The sequence below is a fragment of the Chryseobacterium sp. LJ668 genome (genome assembly GCF_019613955.1).
In the GTDB taxonomy this organism is placed as follows: Bacteria; Bacteroidota; Bacteroidia; order Flavobacteriales; family Weeksellaceae; genus Chryseobacterium.
Genome location: NZ_CP080443.1, coordinates 778004 through 795171 on the forward strand (window position 1 = coordinate 778004; position 17168 = coordinate 795171).

13 protein-coding genes and 2 rRNA genes are annotated in these 17168 nt (G+C 37.5%); 7 read left to right on the forward strand and 8 right to left on the reverse strand.

Annotated features, from left to right (window positions below; translation table 11 throughout):
* The first annotated feature begins 58 nt into the window (after positions 1-58).
* Positions 59-886, forward strand: a complete 828-nt coding sequence (gene ygiD, locus K0U91_RS03715; RefSeq protein ID WP_220180456.1) for a 4,5-DOPA-extradiol-dioxygenase — start codon at positions 59-61, stop codon at positions 884-886.
* 64 nt (positions 887-950) lie between these two features.
* Here the strand turns inward: ygiD and hutH are convergent, their stop codons facing one another.
* Positions 951-2441: a histidine ammonia-lyase gene (gene hutH, locus K0U91_RS03720; RefSeq protein ID WP_220180457.1), complete on the reverse strand. Its 1491-nt coding sequence runs from the start codon at positions 2439-2441 to the stop codon at positions 951-953.
* Positions 2442-2568: 127 nt separating this feature from the next.
* On the opposite strand from hutH, the gene K0U91_RS03725 reads away from it, so the two are divergent.
* Both K0U91_RS03725 and uvrC read left to right on the forward strand, forming a co-directional pair.
* Positions 2569-3333, forward strand: coding sequence for a hypothetical protein (locus K0U91_RS03725; protein WP_220180458.1), 765 nt, complete (start codon positions 2569-2571; stop codon positions 3331-3333).
* Positions 3334-3421: 88 nt separating this feature from the next.
* A complete protein-coding gene (gene uvrC / locus K0U91_RS03730; RefSeq protein WP_220180459.1) occupies positions 3422-5215 on the forward strand; it encodes an excinuclease ABC subunit UvrC in 1794 nt (597 codons plus the stop codon).
* A 54-nt stretch (positions 5216-5269) separates the two neighbouring features.
* Here uvrC and K0U91_RS03735 read toward each other — a convergent pair whose 3' ends face one another.
* Positions 5270-6100, reverse strand: coding sequence for an anti-sigma factor (locus K0U91_RS03735; protein ID WP_220180460.1), 831 nt, complete (start codon positions 6098-6100; stop codon positions 5270-5272).
* Position 6101: 1 nt separating this feature from the next.
* Positions 6102-6542, reverse strand: coding sequence for an RNA polymerase sigma factor (locus K0U91_RS03740; protein WP_259429447.1), 441 nt, complete (start codon positions 6540-6542; stop codon positions 6102-6104).
* 265 nt (positions 6543-6807) lie between these two features.
* Between K0U91_RS03740 and msrB the strand changes: the two genes are divergently transcribed.
* On the forward strand, positions 6808-7284 hold the full coding sequence (gene msrB, locus K0U91_RS03745) for a peptide-methionine (R)-S-oxide reductase MsrB (protein ID WP_258561911.1): 477 nt from the start codon (positions 6808-6810) through the stop codon (positions 7282-7284).
* 138 nt (positions 7285-7422) lie between these two features.
* The gene (locus tag K0U91_RS03750) at positions 7423-7992 is read left to right on the forward strand and encodes a fasciclin domain-containing protein (RefSeq protein WP_219970589.1); all 570 of its coding nucleotides are present in this window, start codon (positions 7423-7425) and stop codon (positions 7990-7992) included.
* Between the two features lie 60 nt (positions 7993-8052).
* On the opposite strand, the gene K0U91_RS03755 is transcribed toward K0U91_RS03750, so the two are convergent.
* Genes K0U91_RS03755 through K0U91_RS03765 form a run of 3 tightly spaced genes read right to left on the reverse strand, consistent with a single transcriptional unit; the run spans position 8053 to position 10817 of the window.
* A complete protein-coding gene (locus K0U91_RS03755) occupies positions 8053-8811 on the reverse strand; it encodes a hypothetical protein (RefSeq protein WP_220180462.1) in 759 nt (252 codons plus the stop codon).
* Positions 8812-8841: 30 nt separating this feature from the next.
* Positions 8842-9921, reverse strand: a complete 1080-nt coding sequence (locus K0U91_RS03760; RefSeq protein ID WP_456318808.1) for a putative type IX sorting system protein PorV2 — start codon at positions 9919-9921, stop codon at positions 8842-8844.
* 20 nt (positions 9922-9941) lie between these two features.
* A complete protein-coding gene (locus tag K0U91_RS03765; protein ID WP_220180464.1) occupies positions 9942-10817 on the reverse strand; it encodes a DMT family transporter in 876 nt (291 codons plus the stop codon).
* Between the two features lie 377 nt (positions 10818-11194).
* On the opposite strand from K0U91_RS03765, the gene K0U91_RS03770 reads away from it, so the two are divergent.
* Entirely contained in the window at positions 11195-12823 is a 1629-nt protein-coding gene (locus K0U91_RS03770; RefSeq protein WP_220180465.1) for an acyl-CoA carboxylase subunit beta, read from the forward strand.
* 185 nt (positions 12824-13008) lie between these two features.
* Positions 13009-13479 carry a VanZ family protein gene (locus tag K0U91_RS03775; protein ID WP_219970584.1) on the forward strand — a complete coding sequence of 157 codons (471 nt, stop codon included), beginning with the start codon at positions 13009-13011 and terminating at the stop codon, positions 13477-13479.
* 548 nt (positions 13480-14027) lie between these two features.
* On the opposite strand, the gene rrf is transcribed toward K0U91_RS03775, so the two are convergent.
* Both rrf and K0U91_RS03785 read right to left on the reverse strand, forming a co-directional pair.
* Positions 14028-14135: ribosomal RNA gene (gene rrf / locus K0U91_RS03780) — 5S ribosomal RNA — on the reverse strand.
* Positions 14136-14249: 114 nt separating this feature from the next.
* A 23S ribosomal RNA gene (locus tag K0U91_RS03785) occupies positions 14250-17009 on the reverse strand.
* Between the last annotated feature and the right edge of the window lie 159 nt (positions 17010-17168).

Sequence of the window (17168 nt, forward strand, 5' to 3'; positions counted from 1 at the left end):
GAGATTCGGTGGTTTGCTATAATCACCGGATCTTTTTTATTTTAAAAAAATACAGATCATGCAACTCAACGACTTACAAAATATCAGTGATCAGTTTAAAAACACTCAGAAAATGCCCGTTCTTTTTCTTGGTCACGGTTCGCCCATGAATGCAATTGAAGAAAATCAATTTGTTCAGGGTTTTAGGAATGTGGCAAAAGAAATTCCGAAACCTAATGCAATTCTGTGTATTTCTGCCCACTGGTTTACTCGAGGAACGAAAGTTACTGCGATGGATATGCCCAAAACGATTCACGATTTTGGAGGTTTTCCGCAGGCTTTGTTTGATGTAGAATATCCGGCTCCTGGAAATCCCGCGCTGGCAAAAGAAACGGCGGAACTTTTAGCTCCTGTTTTCGTTGAAGAAGATCACAACTGGGGTTTAGATCACGGCGCATGGTCTGTAATCAGACACATGTATCCTAATGCCGATATTCCGGTCATCCAAATGAGCATCGATTATACAAAAGCGTCGCAGTATCACTTTGATTTGGCTAAAAAATTGGAAAAACTGAGAGAAAAGGGAATTCTGATTATCGGAAGCGGAAACATCGTTCATAATTTAAGAATGGTCGACTGGAAAAACATCAATACTGTTGGGGCTGGCTGGGATTGGGCAGTTGAGGCAAGAGAGAAAACCAACAACTGGCTTTTAGACGGAGATTTTCAAAATCTAATTGATTATCAAAAACAAGGACTTTCGTTGCAGTATGCGATTCCAACCCCCGATCATTATCTGCCACTCATCTATTCTTTAGGCTTAAAAGAAAAGTCTGAAGACCTTATTTTGTTTAATGATGATTTAATTGCAGGATCATTGAGTATGACGAGTGTAAAGATTGGCTAATTGTATTTTAATATAAAAAAAAGCTTCCATTTCTGGAAGCTTTATCATTATATTTCACGTCTTATTAAAAATTTACAACAAATGTTCTTTCATTAATCAATTCAGCAATTGCCAAGATATCTTTTCCGATCAACCGATCATCTTCAAGTTTATCAACTTTTGAACGGATGATTGAAAAGTTTTCTTCAATAATTTTTGAACATTTCGCAGGTCTTCTGAACTCTAAACCTTGAGCCGCAAACATCAATTCAACTGCTAAAATATTCACTAAATTACCAAGAACCTGATTAAATTTTCTTCCGGAAATACTACCCATCGAAACGTGATCTTCCTGACCCAAACTTGTGGGGATAGAATCTGCAGAAGCTGGGAAACAAAGCGTTTTATTCTCAGTAACCAAAGCTGCAGAAGTATATTGAGGAATCATAAATCCTGAATTTAGTCCCGAACTTTCGGTTAACAATCTTGGTAAACCGTATTTTCCTTCTAATAGCAAATAACTTCTTCTGTCTGAAATATTTCCTAACTCAGCCGCGGCTAAAGTTGCATAGTCTAAAGGCATCGCCATCAATTGTCCGTGGAAATTACCTCCAGAGATCGATTCTTCAGCACTCAAAACAATCGGATTATCGGTTACAGAATTCAATTCTGTTTCTGCCATCAGTTTTAAATGTTCAAATGCATTTCTGCTTGCGCCGTGAACCTGCGGAACGCATCTCATAGAATAAGGATCCTGTACTCTGTCACAATATTCGTGTGATTTTAAGTTATCGGAATTCTTTAAAAATTTCAGCATTCTTGCTGCTACTTTTTTACTTCCTTCAAAAGGTCTGATATCGTGAAGTTCTTTTTTAAAAGGACTTGATGAACCTCTGTATGCCTCTAAACTCATCGCTGCAGTCATATCTGCCAAGTCTAAAATATAATCAAATTTCTCAAGACCCTTAATGGCATGAGCAAGAATAAACTGAGTTCCGTTGATTAATCCCAAACCTTCTTTCGGGCCTAAAACCAAAGGTTCGAGATTGTGTTTTTCAAGAATTTCAGCAGTTTCAAAGATTTCATTTCCAACCCAGACCTGACCAAGACCCAAAAGAGGTAAAACCAAATGTGACAAAGGTGCCAAATCTCCTGAAGCACCCACAGAGCCCTGCTCCGGAACAACCGGAATGATATCTTTTTCAAGCATCAGAATCAGTCTCTCAATCACCTCCAGAGAAACTCCTGAAAAACCTTTAGACAATGCATGAACTTTCGTAATCATCATGATTTTTGAAAATTCTTTATCGATCGGTTTACCAACTCCGACTGCGTGAGAGATAATTAAATTATACTGCAGCTGTGCTGTTTCGTCGGCAGAAATTTTAGTATCACAAAGAGGCCCAAATCCTGTATTAATACCGTAAACACAACGATCAGACTCAACAATTTTCTTTACATTATCCTGAGATTTTAAGATCTGCGCTGTAGCAGTTTCATTTAATTTTGCTTTATTTGGGGTTTTACAAATTTCCAAAACATCATGGAAACTCAAAACATCTACTCCGTATATCATTTCAAAAAATTTGCTTAAAAATACGCATTTTGAGCAGAACTGAAAATGCAAAACTGAGGTCTTAATTTATTTTTAAAAACAAGCAAATTATTTATTATTTTTACGCCCTAACATTAAAACTAAATGTATGAAAATTAAAGCTTTATTACTGGTACTTTCTCTTACAAGTGTATTCTCATTTGCGCAGGAAAAGATAAAATATTCCAAAGAGCAAAAAAAAGAGATGAACCAATATCTGTTTAATGAAGGTTTCAATACGGCGTCTCCAAAAAAAATATCTACAATTATACTGAAAGATAATAATGAATATCAAGGCTACAGCAAGTCTTGGGAGAAACAGAAAGGTCAGATTCTTTCTATTACCATCGAAGACGCCGATACAGGAAATACCAAGAAATTTGAAGCTAAAGATATTGCTGAAATGTATTTATATGCCAATGATGCAGAAAAGAATGTAAAAGCAGTACAATTTATTTCAAACATTAGAAATTACAGTACTAAAAAATTCAAAAAACAAACCTCAGACGAACGTATTCACTTCGTTAATCAAACCGTTTCACTAAAAAACAAGAAAGAAAGTAAAGAATTTCTGATGCAAGTAATTAATCCTGATTTTGCCGAATCAATTGAGGTTTATCATGATCCGTTTGCTTCCACCACGGCTACAACGGGTTTTGCAGGAGCCCCGGCTTTTGGCGGCGGAGTAACAAAATCATATTATGTGAAAAAAGGTGATAAAGTAATGTGGCTTCACAAAGATGATTTTGAAGAAAACTATGATTTCTTATTTGGCGACAATGCAGAATTCATGAAAAAATACCCAAAAAAATCTGTTGAGTGGGATTATTTCAGCTTTTTGGTAAATGAGTATACCGAAATGGCAAACGGTTAAATATTTTTAATTTATAAATTTAAAAGCTGTAGAATTTCTGCAGCTTTTTGTTCTTTTAAATAACAGCAGGATTCCGTAATTTTGTTATATGAATCCTTCTTTAGAATTACAGCTCAAAACTTTACCATCAGAACCCGGCGTTTATCGTTATTATGATAAAAACGGAAACCTGCTGTATGTAGGAAAAGCTAAACATTTGAAGAAAAGGGTTCTTTCTTATTTTAATAAAAATCTGTTAGGCTCAAGAATCAAAACCATGGTCGGCAAGATTTACCGGCTGGAAACTACTATTGTCAACAGCGAGTATGATGCGCTTTTATTAGAGAATAATTTAATAAAAGAACATCAGCCTTTCTACAACGTCATGCTGAAGGATGACAAAACCTATCCATGGATTTGTATTAAAAATGAAGATTTTCCAAGAATATTTCTGACAAGAACTAAAATCAAAGACGGTTCGGAATACTACGGACCTTATGCGAAAGTACGTCCCGCAAAAATCCTTCTTGACACGATTAAACATATCTATAAGCTTAGGACCTGTAATCTTAATCTGGCTCCGAGTAAAATTGATGACGGAAAATATAAGGTCTGCCTCGAGTTTCATATTAAAAACTGTGAAGGACCTTGCGAGGGTTTAGAAAGTAAAGAAGACTATGATGAGAAAATTGATGCAATTCGTGGAATTATCAAAGGTGATTTTCAGACTGCAAAGAAATATCTGGTCAATCAAATGATGAAATATGCAGAGAATCTTCAGTATGAAAATGCGCAAATTATCAAAGAGCGGCTTGATATTCTGGAGGATTATCAGGTGAAGCATACTGTTGTCAACCCAAATATTGATGATGTAGATGTTTTGGGAATGACAAGTGACGAAACTGCAGCGTACGTTAATTATTTTAAAATCAGAAATGGAAATATCATCCAGAGTTTTACTACTGAGATCAGAAAGATCATTGAAGAAAGCGATGAAGATATTCTTGAAGAAGCTTTGATCGAAATCCGTCAGAAATTCAATTCAGACTCAAAAGAAGTTCTTATTCCGTTTCATTTGACGGTTGAAATTCCGAATGTTAAACTCATCGTTCCTAAAATGGGCGACAAAAAACGCATTGTTGAGCTTTCTGAAAAAAATGCCAAAGAATACAGAATCGAAAAACTAAAACAGGTACAGATTGTAGACCCGGAAAGGCATTCGAACAGAATCATGGCTGAAATGCAGAAACTTCTTAGGATGCCTGTGGAACCGCGTCATATTGAAGGTTTTGACAATTCCAATATTCAGGGAACCAACCCCGTTTCAGCTTGCGTTGTTTTTAAAGACGGAAAACCCAGCAAGGCAGATTACCGGATTTTTCACCCAAAAACCGTTGTAGGCCCAGATGATTTTAAAACCATGGAGGAAGTAATTTTCCGCCGTTATAAAAGAATGCTCGATGAAGGCGACGATTTACCCCAACTGATCCTGATTGACGGTGGAAAAGGGCAGCTCTCTTCAGCAATAAAAAGTTTAAAACTACTCGGATTATACGGTAAAATTACCATTGTAGGAATTGCCAAAAGACTGGAAGAAATTTTCTTTCCGGAAGATCCAATCCCTTTATATCTGGATAAAAAATCTGAAACCTTAAAAATTCTGCAAAGGGTACGTGACGAGGCCCACCGTTTCGGAGTAAGACATCATAGAACAAGACGAACCAATTCTACCATAAAATCTGAGCTTGAAGAAATTCCTGGTGTTGGTGGAAGAACGATAGAAATGCTTTTATCTAAATTAAAATCGGTTAAAAGAATCAAAGAAGCCAATCTTGAAACCTTGGAAGAGATTCTTGGAAAAAGCAAAGCCAAAATAGTGTATGAATTTTTTAATCAATCTTAAATTAAAAGTCAGCTCGAAATCGAGCTGACTTTTATAATATTTTTTAATTAGGAATTATACTCCACCCATTACATACATATTTTCCATCGTCGGTGCCACGCTTCCACCCTTTTTCTCAAGTGTAATGGCAAAAGCCTGTGCATTGGTAATATTTGAAAGAGCAATTCTTGTATCCTTATCTTCAGAATACATTCCTGCACTTACAGGTTTTCCATCTGCAATTGCCCAAAGCTGATATTCCATACCTTCAGGTGCTTTTGGAAGGTTGTTTACATTTAAATATACATCTTTAGACTGTGTATCCCACAAAACAGTTGCCTTAGATTGTGGATGTTTCTCAACACCTGCCAAAACAATCTTTTTCATATTAGGATTTGCTACAACATCTAATTTCTGCTGCATATTCTGCATTGCAAGATTTTTAGATTTCGTTTCGCTTTCCAGCTTTACTATTTTGTCATTGAATTCAGCCTGGCTGTTCATCCAGTAAAGATTTGCGCCAATGCTTATAAAAAACAGGATTGATGCTGCAATTGCAAAACTTCTCCAGCTGTTTTTTGTATCATTCTGAATTTTCCTTACGTCTCCCTCAACTTCTGTTCTTTGTAAAGCCTCAATAGGCATTATCGGCTTTTCGATGTTCGATTCAACAGTTTCCTGTTGTTGTTGAATTTTAGCCCAGATTTTAGATTTCAAATCATCCGGTGGGGTTACTGCCTGCGCAGTGGCAAGCATTTCAAAAGTTTTTTGAGCTTCCTCAAAAGCTTCTCTTACTTCATTATTGTTCTTCATCACACACTCCAGAATACCTGCTTCCTCGGGAGAAGCATGACCTAGAATATAAGATTCTAGTATTCCGGATGATATGTATTCTTTACTATTCAATTTATTGATAATCTTTTAATAAATCTTTTAATCTCATTAATGCATTACGCATTTTCGTTTTTACAGTACCTAAAGGCATATTCAGTTTTTCTGATATCTCACTCTGCGTATAACCCTGATAATAAGCAAGCTCTATGAGCTCCTGTTTATCAGAATCTAAGGTTTCAAGTACATTTTTGAATCCGATAAAATCAGATTGATTAGTCGTTGAAAGTTCCGCATTGTTATATACGAAATCAGGTAATGATTGGTTTTTTAACTCGTTCTGAAAACTTTTAGATTTTAAATAATCAATGGCAGTATTTCTGGCAATATTGATCATCCAGGTATAAAAACGTCCTTTTGCGGTGTCATATTGATGGATAGAATTCCAGATTTTCATGAAAACATCCTGAATAATTTCCTCTGTATATTCTTTTGACTGTACAATTCGAAGAATCACACCATATAATGCACCAGAATAATGGTCATATAAGTGGTGAAAACCTGATTCGCTTTTTTGTCTCAGCGAAGCAATAAGTTCGTCTTCCGAATAGATAGTTTTTATATTGATTATTTTTCAAGTCAAATTTAATGAAATAAACTGAACATCAGTAAAAATCTTTCAAAAAATTTATCTCGTATATATTTATAAACAGTTATTATAAAATTTAATTAAAATGAAAAATACAATTGCGAAAATACTTTCCGCATTTCTGCTGATTCTGATGTTCGGAAATATTTCAGCACAGTCACAAAATTTTAAAGCTAAAAACCCCTACTACTCAAAGACGAATACAACTCCATTGAAAGTAAGCAATGCAGAGTGGAAGAAAATTCTTAAGCCTGAATTATACCAGGTTGCGAGACAAGGCGCAACAGAGATGGCATTTACAGGAAAATACTATGAGTTTGATGTAAAAGGAACTTATTATTGCTCGGTTTGTGGAAATGCGCTGTTTCTTTCAACATCAAAATTTGCTACAACCTGCGGATGGCCTTCTTTTTACGAACCTTTGAGAAAAGATGGTGTGAAATACAAAAAAGATAATTCTCACAATATGGAGCGTACAGAAGTACTTTGCGGAAGATGCGATTCTCATTTGGGACATATTTTCGATGACGGACCCAAACCTACGGGAAAAAGATTCTGTATGAATTCGGTTTCTTTAGAATTTACCCCTAATCAAAAAGCTAAAAAATAAAATTAATTAATTGATTTACAGTCTAATAAAAAAAATATTTAAACTTTTTAAAACTAAAATCAACAGACTGTCGTAGATACCAATAACAGAGAAAGAAACTCACAACTCAAATAATAATAATTTAAAAAAAAATAAAAAATGAATACAAGATCAAAATTCGTAGCGTTAGGAATGGTTGCTTTATCTTTTGCATTAAGTGGAAATGCAGCAGCACAGAAAATGAAAGAAAAGACGGTAATGGTTGGCGGAGCACCAATGTATCCTTCTAAAAATATTGTTGAAAATGCAGTAAATTCTAAAGATCACAAAACATTGGTTGCAGCAGTAAAAGCAGCAGGTTTGGTAGAAACTTTACAAAGCGCAGGACCTTTCACGGTATTTGCTCCTACCGATGCAGCTTTCGCAAAATTACCAGCGGGAACTGTAGAAAATTTAGTAAAGCCTGAAAATAAGGAAATGCTGACTAAAATTTTAACATATCATGTTCTTCCAGGAAAATACAGCTCTAAGCAAGTTTGGGCGGCAGTAAAAGCGGGAAATGGAAAAGCAATGATGAAGACAGTTGCCGGAGAAGAGCTAACGTTCTGGACAAAAGGAAATGACTTATATGTAACCGACGCAAAAGGTAACAAAGCAAAAGTAACTATTGCTGACGTAAATCAGTCAAATGGTGTTATACATGTAATAGACACTGTTCTATTACCATAGTTTTAGTTTTTTATGGTTTATTTTAAGGAAGCCTTATCTGGATTACAGATAAGGCTTTTTTTATTTTGCTGTGAAAACTTCTTTTGTATATTCGTCATTTCCTTTTGGCATTTCTATTACGATATTGCCGTTTTCGAAATATCCTATAGTAGAATCTCCTGAATCCAATTTCACTCTAAAGACATCTCTTTTAATTGCTGCCTTGAAAGTAGCAAATGGAATTGAGCTATTCTCTCTAACCAATATAAACTGATTATTGTTGATTTGTATTTTTTGTAAAGTTAATTTTGCATTGACGAATTTTACTGATTCATTTGAGGAACTTTCTAATTTCTGAGTTGAAACTTCTTTTACAGGTTCTGAAGGTTGTACTTCCTGAACAGCAACTTGTGTCGTCTCAGTTTCTTTTGGAAAAGAAACCGGAACTGCAACTAAAGCTTGTTTCAAAGCATCCTGAAAACCTGCTTCAAATTCTTTAATTGGTGTACTCGCTTTTTGACTCGCAATAACTTTACCGTTACAATCTTTGAATTCTAAAACAACCTTGTTTCTTAAAAAACCACTATCGTTGATTACGTCTGCATTCAAAACGCTGCATGGATTTGAATTTGCTTCCGCCGTCCATTGGCTTCTGTTTCCTGAAACAACTACATATTGTTTTTGTTTAAGAGTTTTAGAAAGCAACACATCCAATTTGTATTGATCGTTTTTAAAGCCGCTAAATTTCTCTGGAAGGGCAATATATTTATAATCGGAAACCTTTTGGGCGTACGAAAACGTAATGCAAAGAGTTGCTATAATTGTTGAAAGTTTCTTCATTGTAATTAATTTAAAATAATTATGAATTTTTTAATCATTTCTAAATTCTCCCATATCCAATTTCAGCGAAAAAAAGTTAGAAAAGAAATTAGATCCTCCGATTCCTGAATTGCTGATGGCATAATCAAGAGTTAGACCTCTATATCTGATTCCTAAACCTGCACTCGGCTGAAAAGAAACTTTTCTCTGTAAATCTTCAATATCTGTAATCGACTGAAATCTGTTGACCCCCAATCTCACAAAAATCATTTTCTGGTACCCGATTTCAGCACCTGCATATGGTGTGATACTTGCGAAATCCGTAGATACAAGCGCAGCCGTTTTAGCAAAATCAACATTGATTCCGGCTTCCGGTAAAATGTAAACACTGCTGTTGATTTCAAACAATTTACTTGCACCCGCATTCAGCTTTGGCATTGTCAATTCCATCTTATCTGATGGCGCAGGGTTGAATTCTTCACCATTTACCACTGCTGATAATTCGTTTTGATTAATGCTCCAGAAATTCACCGTTGTAGTAGCGTCACGAAGCATACCTCCGAATTTCCAGCCGTTGTCTGCCTTATAAATAGCTCCGACATCAAAACCAAAACCGTAGCCGCTAGCAAATTTCCCTACATTTCTGTACACAATTTTTGCATTCACACCGACATCTAATTTAGGATTTCCACCGGGATTGAATGCATAAGAAATAATTCCCGCATAATCTGACTGCGAAAATTTCGTGATTTTATCATAATCGATATTTCCCTCGGTATCAATTAATTGAGTTGTATTCAAGATATTATCAACACCCAATCGCACAATTGAAATTCCAAAAACTCCTTCATCCAAAACTTTTGCGTAAGCCAGATAATCGTATTTCGCAATCGATTCAAAATATTCTGCGTGCATTGCTGCTCCCTGCCAGTCTTTTTTAATTCCGTTCAGACCTGCGGGATTCCACATTGGTGAATACACGTCATCCTGATTGGACAACACTGCGCCACCCATTGCTAAACCTCGCGCTCCTGCGCCAATATTTAGAAATTCGTTAGAATATTTCCTGATAATCTGTGATTGAAAAATCCCAAATAAAAGGGAAAATAGTAGTAAAAGATATTTTTTCATCATGTAAATTCGATGCTTAGTTAATTTTTTGTTTGTTTCCTGGTTTTGATCAGAGCATTCGCTACAATCGCCAAAATCATAACGATTGATGCCACATAAAATACAGGGCTCATGTGTTCTGATTCTCCAAAGATAAAAAAAGCTAGTATAATTCCGTAGACTGGTTCTAAATTTACTGTTAAAATTAATGTGAAAGGCGAAATATATTTCATCAGCTTCACCGATTCCAGCATTGGGAAGGCTGTGAAAACACTTGCCAACAAGCATATTAACGCCAAATCCCTGTAATTTATTTCATTCATTTGAAATATTTGCCCTGAAAATAAATAAAATATAAACAAAATGAGCCAGCCGCTGAAGATTTCGTAAAATATAATATTTCCGGGACTGGTTTTCCCAAATAATTTTCCATTAAAGACAGAAAATAAAGTCCCGAAAACTGCGCAAAGTATTCCGAAAAAAATACCTTCTTTATATTGAAATTCTGTTTTAAAAATAAGAAGAATACAAGCAACAATAACGATTCCCATTAAGACTTCCGACACATCAACTTTTCTTTTAAAAACCAAAGGCTCTAAAATGGCAGCAAATAAAGTTGATAACGACAAACAGCTGAGCGCAATCGAAACATTGGAAACTTTAATGGAATAAAAAAAACAGAACCAATGTATTGCCATTGCGAAACCTACGGCAGCCAACTGAAAAAAAAGTTCTTTCGAAACTTTAATGCTTTCTTTCTTGATAACCCTGATGAAGACAAATAAAAATATTGCGGCAAACAGCATTCTGTAAAATACAAGAATTTGTGCATTCGCAGTAATCAGTTTTCCTAAAATTGCAGTAAATCCCCACAAAAAAACAATCAAATGCAATCTGAAAAGCGCTAATTTTTGCATGTCTGTATCTATCAATTTAAAACAAGCAAATTTACAAATAGCTTTCAGTAAAACATTACTATTTTATGCTTTAAATTAACCTTCAATAAATTTAAATTAAATTATATCTGATTCACAAAAAACCCTGAAAGTCTATTCAACTTTCAGGGCCTTCAAATAATAAACTATTAAAAAAATAAACTAGGAACAGAGGATTTATAACGGAGTAATCAGCTCCTTTCCTCTTATGTAAAATTATAAAAAAAACAAACATAAAAAAACTTAACTGTGTTAAATATTTCATAATTTTATGATTTTCAATGCGTTGAATCATAAAACTCGGTACTATTCTATTTTTTTTAAAAGTAGTATCTTAGGCACATTAAAATAGTAATTTCATGGATATTGAATTCAACAAAAGAGAAGATCAAAATAAACTCAAATTATCTGAAATAAATCGTTTACTTTCTGAAATAAAAAAAGGGGGTGGAGAAAAAAGACTGCAGAAGCTTCGCGATGAGGGGAAAATGACAGCAAGAGAAAGAATAGATTATCTTCTCGATAAAGATTCGGATTCTATAGAAATTGGTGCTTTTGCGGGATTTGAAATGTATGAAGAACATGGTGGATGTCCTAGTGGCGGAGTTGTAGTCGTAATGGGGTATGTTTCTGGGAGACAATGTCTGGTTGTAGCAAATGATGCTTCTGTAAAAGCAGGTGCTTGGTTTCCGATTACCGGGAAAAAGAATTTGAGAGCGCAGGAAATTGCGATGGAAAACAAGCTTCCAATTATTTATCTGGTAGATTCTGCAGGGGTTTATCTCCCAATGCAGGACGAAATTTTTCCTGATAAAGAACATTTCGGAAGAATTTTCAGAAATAATGCAAAAATGAGCGCAATGGGAATCATTCAAATTTCTGCTGTAATGGGAAGTTGTGTTGCAGGTGGAGCGTATCTTCCTATTATGAGTGATGAAGCCATGATCGTTGATAAAACAGGTTCCATTTTCCTTGCAGGAAGTTATTTGGTAAAAGCTGCGATTGGTGAAAGCATAGATAATGAAACGCTGGGCGGAGCAACCACTCATTCTTCTATTTCCGGAGTGACAGATTATAAAGCCAAAGATGATCAGGATGCTTTAAACAGAATCAAAAACATCATGAAATCTATCGGAAGCTACGAAAAGGCAGGTTTTGACAGAATTGAAAGTTTTCCTCCGAAGGAAAATATAGAAAATATTTTCGGAATCATACCGGTTTCAAGGGCTGATCAATATGATACGCTAGAAATTATAAAGTGCTTGGTTGATAATTCAGAATTTGAAGAATATAAATCAGACTACGGTAAAACCATTATATGTGCCACTGCAAGAATTGATGGCTGGTCTGTAGGAATCGTTGCCAATCAGAGAAAACTGGTTAAAAGCGGCAAGGGTGAAATGCAGTTTGGCGGGGTTATTTATTCTGACTCTGCAGATAAAGCAACAAGATTTATTGCCAACTGTAACCAAAGAAAAATACCTTTGATCTTTTTACAGGATGTGACGGGTTTCATGGTAGGATCAAAGTCTGAGCATGGCGGAATCATCAAGGACGGTGCAAAAATGGTCAACGCAGTTGCCAATTCTGTGGTTCCTAAATTTACCATTATTACAGGAAATTCTTACGGAGCAGGAAATTATGCCATGTGCGGAAAAGCATATGATCCTAGACTGATTGTGGCTTGGCCATGGGCAGATTTGGCAGTCATGGGAGGTTCTCAGGCGGCAAAAGTTTTAGCCCAGATTCAGGAATCTACATTAAAAAAGCAAGGAAAAGAAATTACCGAAGAAGCACATCAGGAAATTCTTGATTCTATTTCAAAGAGATATAAAAAACAAACCGAAGCCACTTATGCAGCGTCAAGATTATGGACAGATGCGATCATTAATCCTACTGAAACCCGCAAATGGATTTCAATGGGAATCGAAGCCGCAGATCATTCTCCAATTAACGAAAAATTTAATTTGGGTGTGATTCAAGTCTGATCAATGCATAACTTTATAATTTTTAGCCTCACCTTAAAAGTGGGGCTTTTTATATTATGTTAAATAGTCCTAAAGATTTATAAACTGTCTTAAAGCCATACTATAAGGGTAAGATTGTTGTTATATAATAGAGAACTAATAAGCGCTCCAACCTCTTTTTAATTACTAATCCCAAAAGGAAACCTATGAAAAGATATTTTGCAGTATTTATTGCCTTATACACCACCGTTTTATTATATATGATGTTTTATGCTTCTGGTCGGGAGCCTTCCGGAATTTCTTATCTACAGCTCAAACCATTTATCACCATACAACATTTTTTTACAGGAAATGATGTAGACAAAGAAGCTTTTCTTGTCAACATTATTGGAAATGTTTTTCTTTTCTGCCCATTTGGCTGGTTAGGATTATGCATCAATAAATTTGACAAATTAGTACCAATTACCTTGCTTTTTCTTATTGGTATAAGCATTATAGAATCTGTACAATACATTACAGGAAGAGGGGTTGCTGATATAGATGATATATTTTTGAATACTTTAGGAATGTTGCTTGGTTATTTCTTATTTAAATACGCAACCTGGAAGAATATTGCAAATATCAGATTCCATTTCAACCTTTTGGAAGATAAAAAGCATGTTTTAACAGTTTCTTAAAGCATTTAAAACTTTACTAATTATCACTTTCACTATCATCAGGAGCTTCTACCCTTTCTCGACTGTATCTTTTTTGTTGTCTGTGCTTTTTCCAAAGAACACAAAAGGATGTCGTTTCAATCGGGTTAGGGTGAGGTATATTCCCTCATGCGGTGTCAAAAATATTAAAATCTCTGATTTAGGTTTAGGTTTAGGTCATCACGTTTTTGTATTGGACTTCATTCTAATTGATAACAAAACAATTCTTTATTGGTCAACGTAAACGGAGTTTTATGACAGGTTGTAAGCGAAAGATTCTTTACCCCGCAGAGCCACGAAGTGGCGAGCTGTTCATAGAACATAGATCATATTGATTGATTGATTGATTGATTGATCAGTTAAGATGATCAAGCTCCGGAGGAGCGGCCTGTTAAAGTCGGCTGGACATAAAAAAATCTGCTATTTAAATATCAAGATAATTTTTGCCTTTGTGTCAGCTTTAAATTTAGCTTCAGTTTATTTCAAAAAAAAAGCTCCTTTATCGTTTGATAAAGGAGCTTTAAAAAAAAGACTGGCGGCGACCTACTCTCCCGCTTTCGCAGTACCATCGGCGCTGGTGGGCTTAACTTCTGTGTTCGGAATGGGAACAGGTGAGCCCCACCGCTAAAACCACCCTAAAGGTTGTATATAGCTGTAAGCATTAGGTTTTAGGCCTTAAGCTTATGGCTTTTTATCGATAAAAATGTTCACAAAGAGAGAACCTTGATTGCGCAATTAAGCGTTGCCAATTAGGCAATAAATCTACGGGTAATTAGTACTACTCGGCTATGCTGTTACCAACTTTACACCTGTAGCCTATCAACGTCGTCATCTCCAACGACCCTTAAAAGATGTCTCATCTTGAGGCGAGTTTCGCACTTATATGCTTTCAGTGCTTATCTCTTCCAAACGTAGCTACTCAGCGGTGCTCCTGGCGGAACAACTGATACACCAGAGGTTTGTTCAATTCGGTCCTCTCGTACTAGAATCAAGCCCTCTCAAACATCTAACGCCCGCAATAGATAGAGACCGAACTGTCTCACGACGTTCTGAACCCAGCTCGCGTGCCACTTTAATGGGCGAACAGCCCAACCCTTGGGACCTTCTCCAGCCCCAGGATGTGACGAGCCGACATCGAGGTGCCGAACCTCCCCGTCGATGTGAGCTCTTGGGGGAGACTAGCCTGTTATCCCCGGAGTACCTTTTATCCTATGAGCGATGGCCCTTCCATACGGAACCACCGGATCACTATGTCCTGCTTTCGCACCTGATCGACTTGTAGGTCTCACAGTCAAGCACCCTTATGCCATTACACTCTACGCACGGTTACCAAGCGTGCTGAGGGTACCTTTGAAAGCCTCCGTTACTCTTTTGGAGGCGACCACCCCAGTCAAACTACCCACCACGCAGTGTCCTTCTAAAAGAAGTTAGGCTCCAAGTAAGTAAAGGGTGGTATTTCAACGTTGACTCCACAAACACTAGCGTGCCTGCTTCAAAGTCTCCCACCTATCCTACACATTACTTACTCAAAGTCAATACGAAGTTATAGTAAAGGTTCACAGGGTCTTTTCGTCCCATTGCGGGTAAACGGCATCTTCACCGTTACTACAATTTCACAGAGCTCATGGTTGAGACAGTGCCCAGATCGTTACACCATTCGTGCAGGTCGGAACTTACCCGACAAGGAATTTCGCTACCTTAGGACCGTTATAGTTACGGCCGCCGTTTACTGGGGCTTCAGTCAAACGCTTCGCATTGCTGCTAACGCCCTTCCTTAACCTTCCAGCACCGGGCAGGTGTCAGACCCTATACAGCATCTTTCGATTTAGCAGAGTCCTGTGTTTTTGATAAACAGTCGCCTGGGCCTCTTCACTGCGGCCAGCATTGCTGCTGGCGTCTCTTCTTCCGAAGTTACGAGACTATTTTGCCTAGTTCCTTAACCATGATTCACTCTAGCACCTTAGGATTCTCTCCTCGACTACCTGTGTCGGTTTTGGTACGGGTTGCTTCACTTCGGCTTTTCTTGGAAGCACTTTCCCTGCAGCAGCTTCGCCCGAAGGCTAGGCCTTGACTATTCCGTCAGTCTCCAGCAGGTACGGCACTCCGTCCCCTTTTTAGTGTGAGCAAGTATGGGAATATTAACCCATTGTCCATCCACTACCCCTTTCGGGTTCGCGTTAGGTCCCGACTAACCCTCAGCTGATTAGCATGGCTGAGGAAACCTTAGTCTTTCGGTGAGCGGGTTTCTCGCCCGCTTTATCGTTACTTATGCCTACATTTTCTTTTCTGTACGCTCCACAATATCTCACGATACTGCTTCTGTGCGAACAGAATGCTCCCCTACCAGATACAACCCAAAGTTGTAAATCCATAGCTTCGGTACTCTATTTATGCCCGATTATTATCCATGCCGGACCGCTCGACTAGTGAGCTGTTACGCACTCTTTAAATGAATGGCTGCTTCCAAGCCAACATCCTAGCTGTCAATGCAGTCCAACCGCGTTGCTTCAACTTAATAGAGATTTGGGGACCTTAGCTGTTGGTCTGGGTTCTTTCCCTCTCGGACACGGACCTTAGCACCCGCGCCCTCACTGCCGTGGAACATTTATTAGCATTCGGAGTTTGTCAGGAATTGGTAGGATTTGACTCCCCCGCATCCAATCAGTAGCTCTACCTCTAATAAACTTATACACGACGCTGCACCTAAATGCATTTCGGGGAGTACGAGCTATCTCCCAGTTTGATTGGCCTTTCACCCCTACCCACAGGTCATCCGAAGACTTTTCAACGTCAACCGGTTCGGTCCTCCACTTTGTGTTACCAAAGCTTCAACCTGCCCATGGGTAGATCACAAGGTTTCGCGTCTAATCCTACTAACTAAGCGCCCTATTCAGACTCGCTTTCGCTCCGGCTCCGGACCTGAAGTCCTTAACCTCGCTAGTAAAATTAACTCGTAGGCTCATTATGCAAAAGGCACGCCGTCACCCAACTTGTGGGCTCCGACCGCTTGTAGGCGTACGGTTTCAGGTTCTATTTCACCCTTCTATTCGAAGTGCTTTTCACCTTTCCTTCACAGTACTTGTTCACTATCGGTCTTTCAGGAGTATTTAGCCTTGGAGGATGGTCCCCCCATATTCAGACAGGATTTCACGTGTCCCGCCCTACTCATTTATCACTTATGTATGCCTTTCATATACGGGGCTATCACCCTCTATGGCTGTTCTTTCCAGAACATTCTATTAAACATATAAAAGCTTTTGGGCTAATCCGCGTTCGCTCGCCACTACTTACGGAATCTCTTCGATTTCTTTTCCTCAGGGTACTTAGATGTTTCAGTTCTCCTGGTTTGCTCTCCTTGCGGAGTGACATGTCTTCAACATGCCGGGTTGCCCCATTCGGACATCTGCGGATCAATTCGTGTGTGCCGATCCCCGCAGCTTTTCGCAGCTTACCGCGTCCTTCTTCGCCTCTGAAAGCCTAGGCATCCGCCATACGCCCTTAACGATTTCTTTCCTAATTATTAATTAGTTCAGTATTTTTTGCTCAGTATTACTACCAAGCTATTTTTGTAAACTCAAACGCTTAATTGCGCTCGGTTTTCTCTTTGTGATATTTTTACCGTTAATGTCAATGATCTTATGTCTTTCTGAAAGTCTGATAAACGGATATTT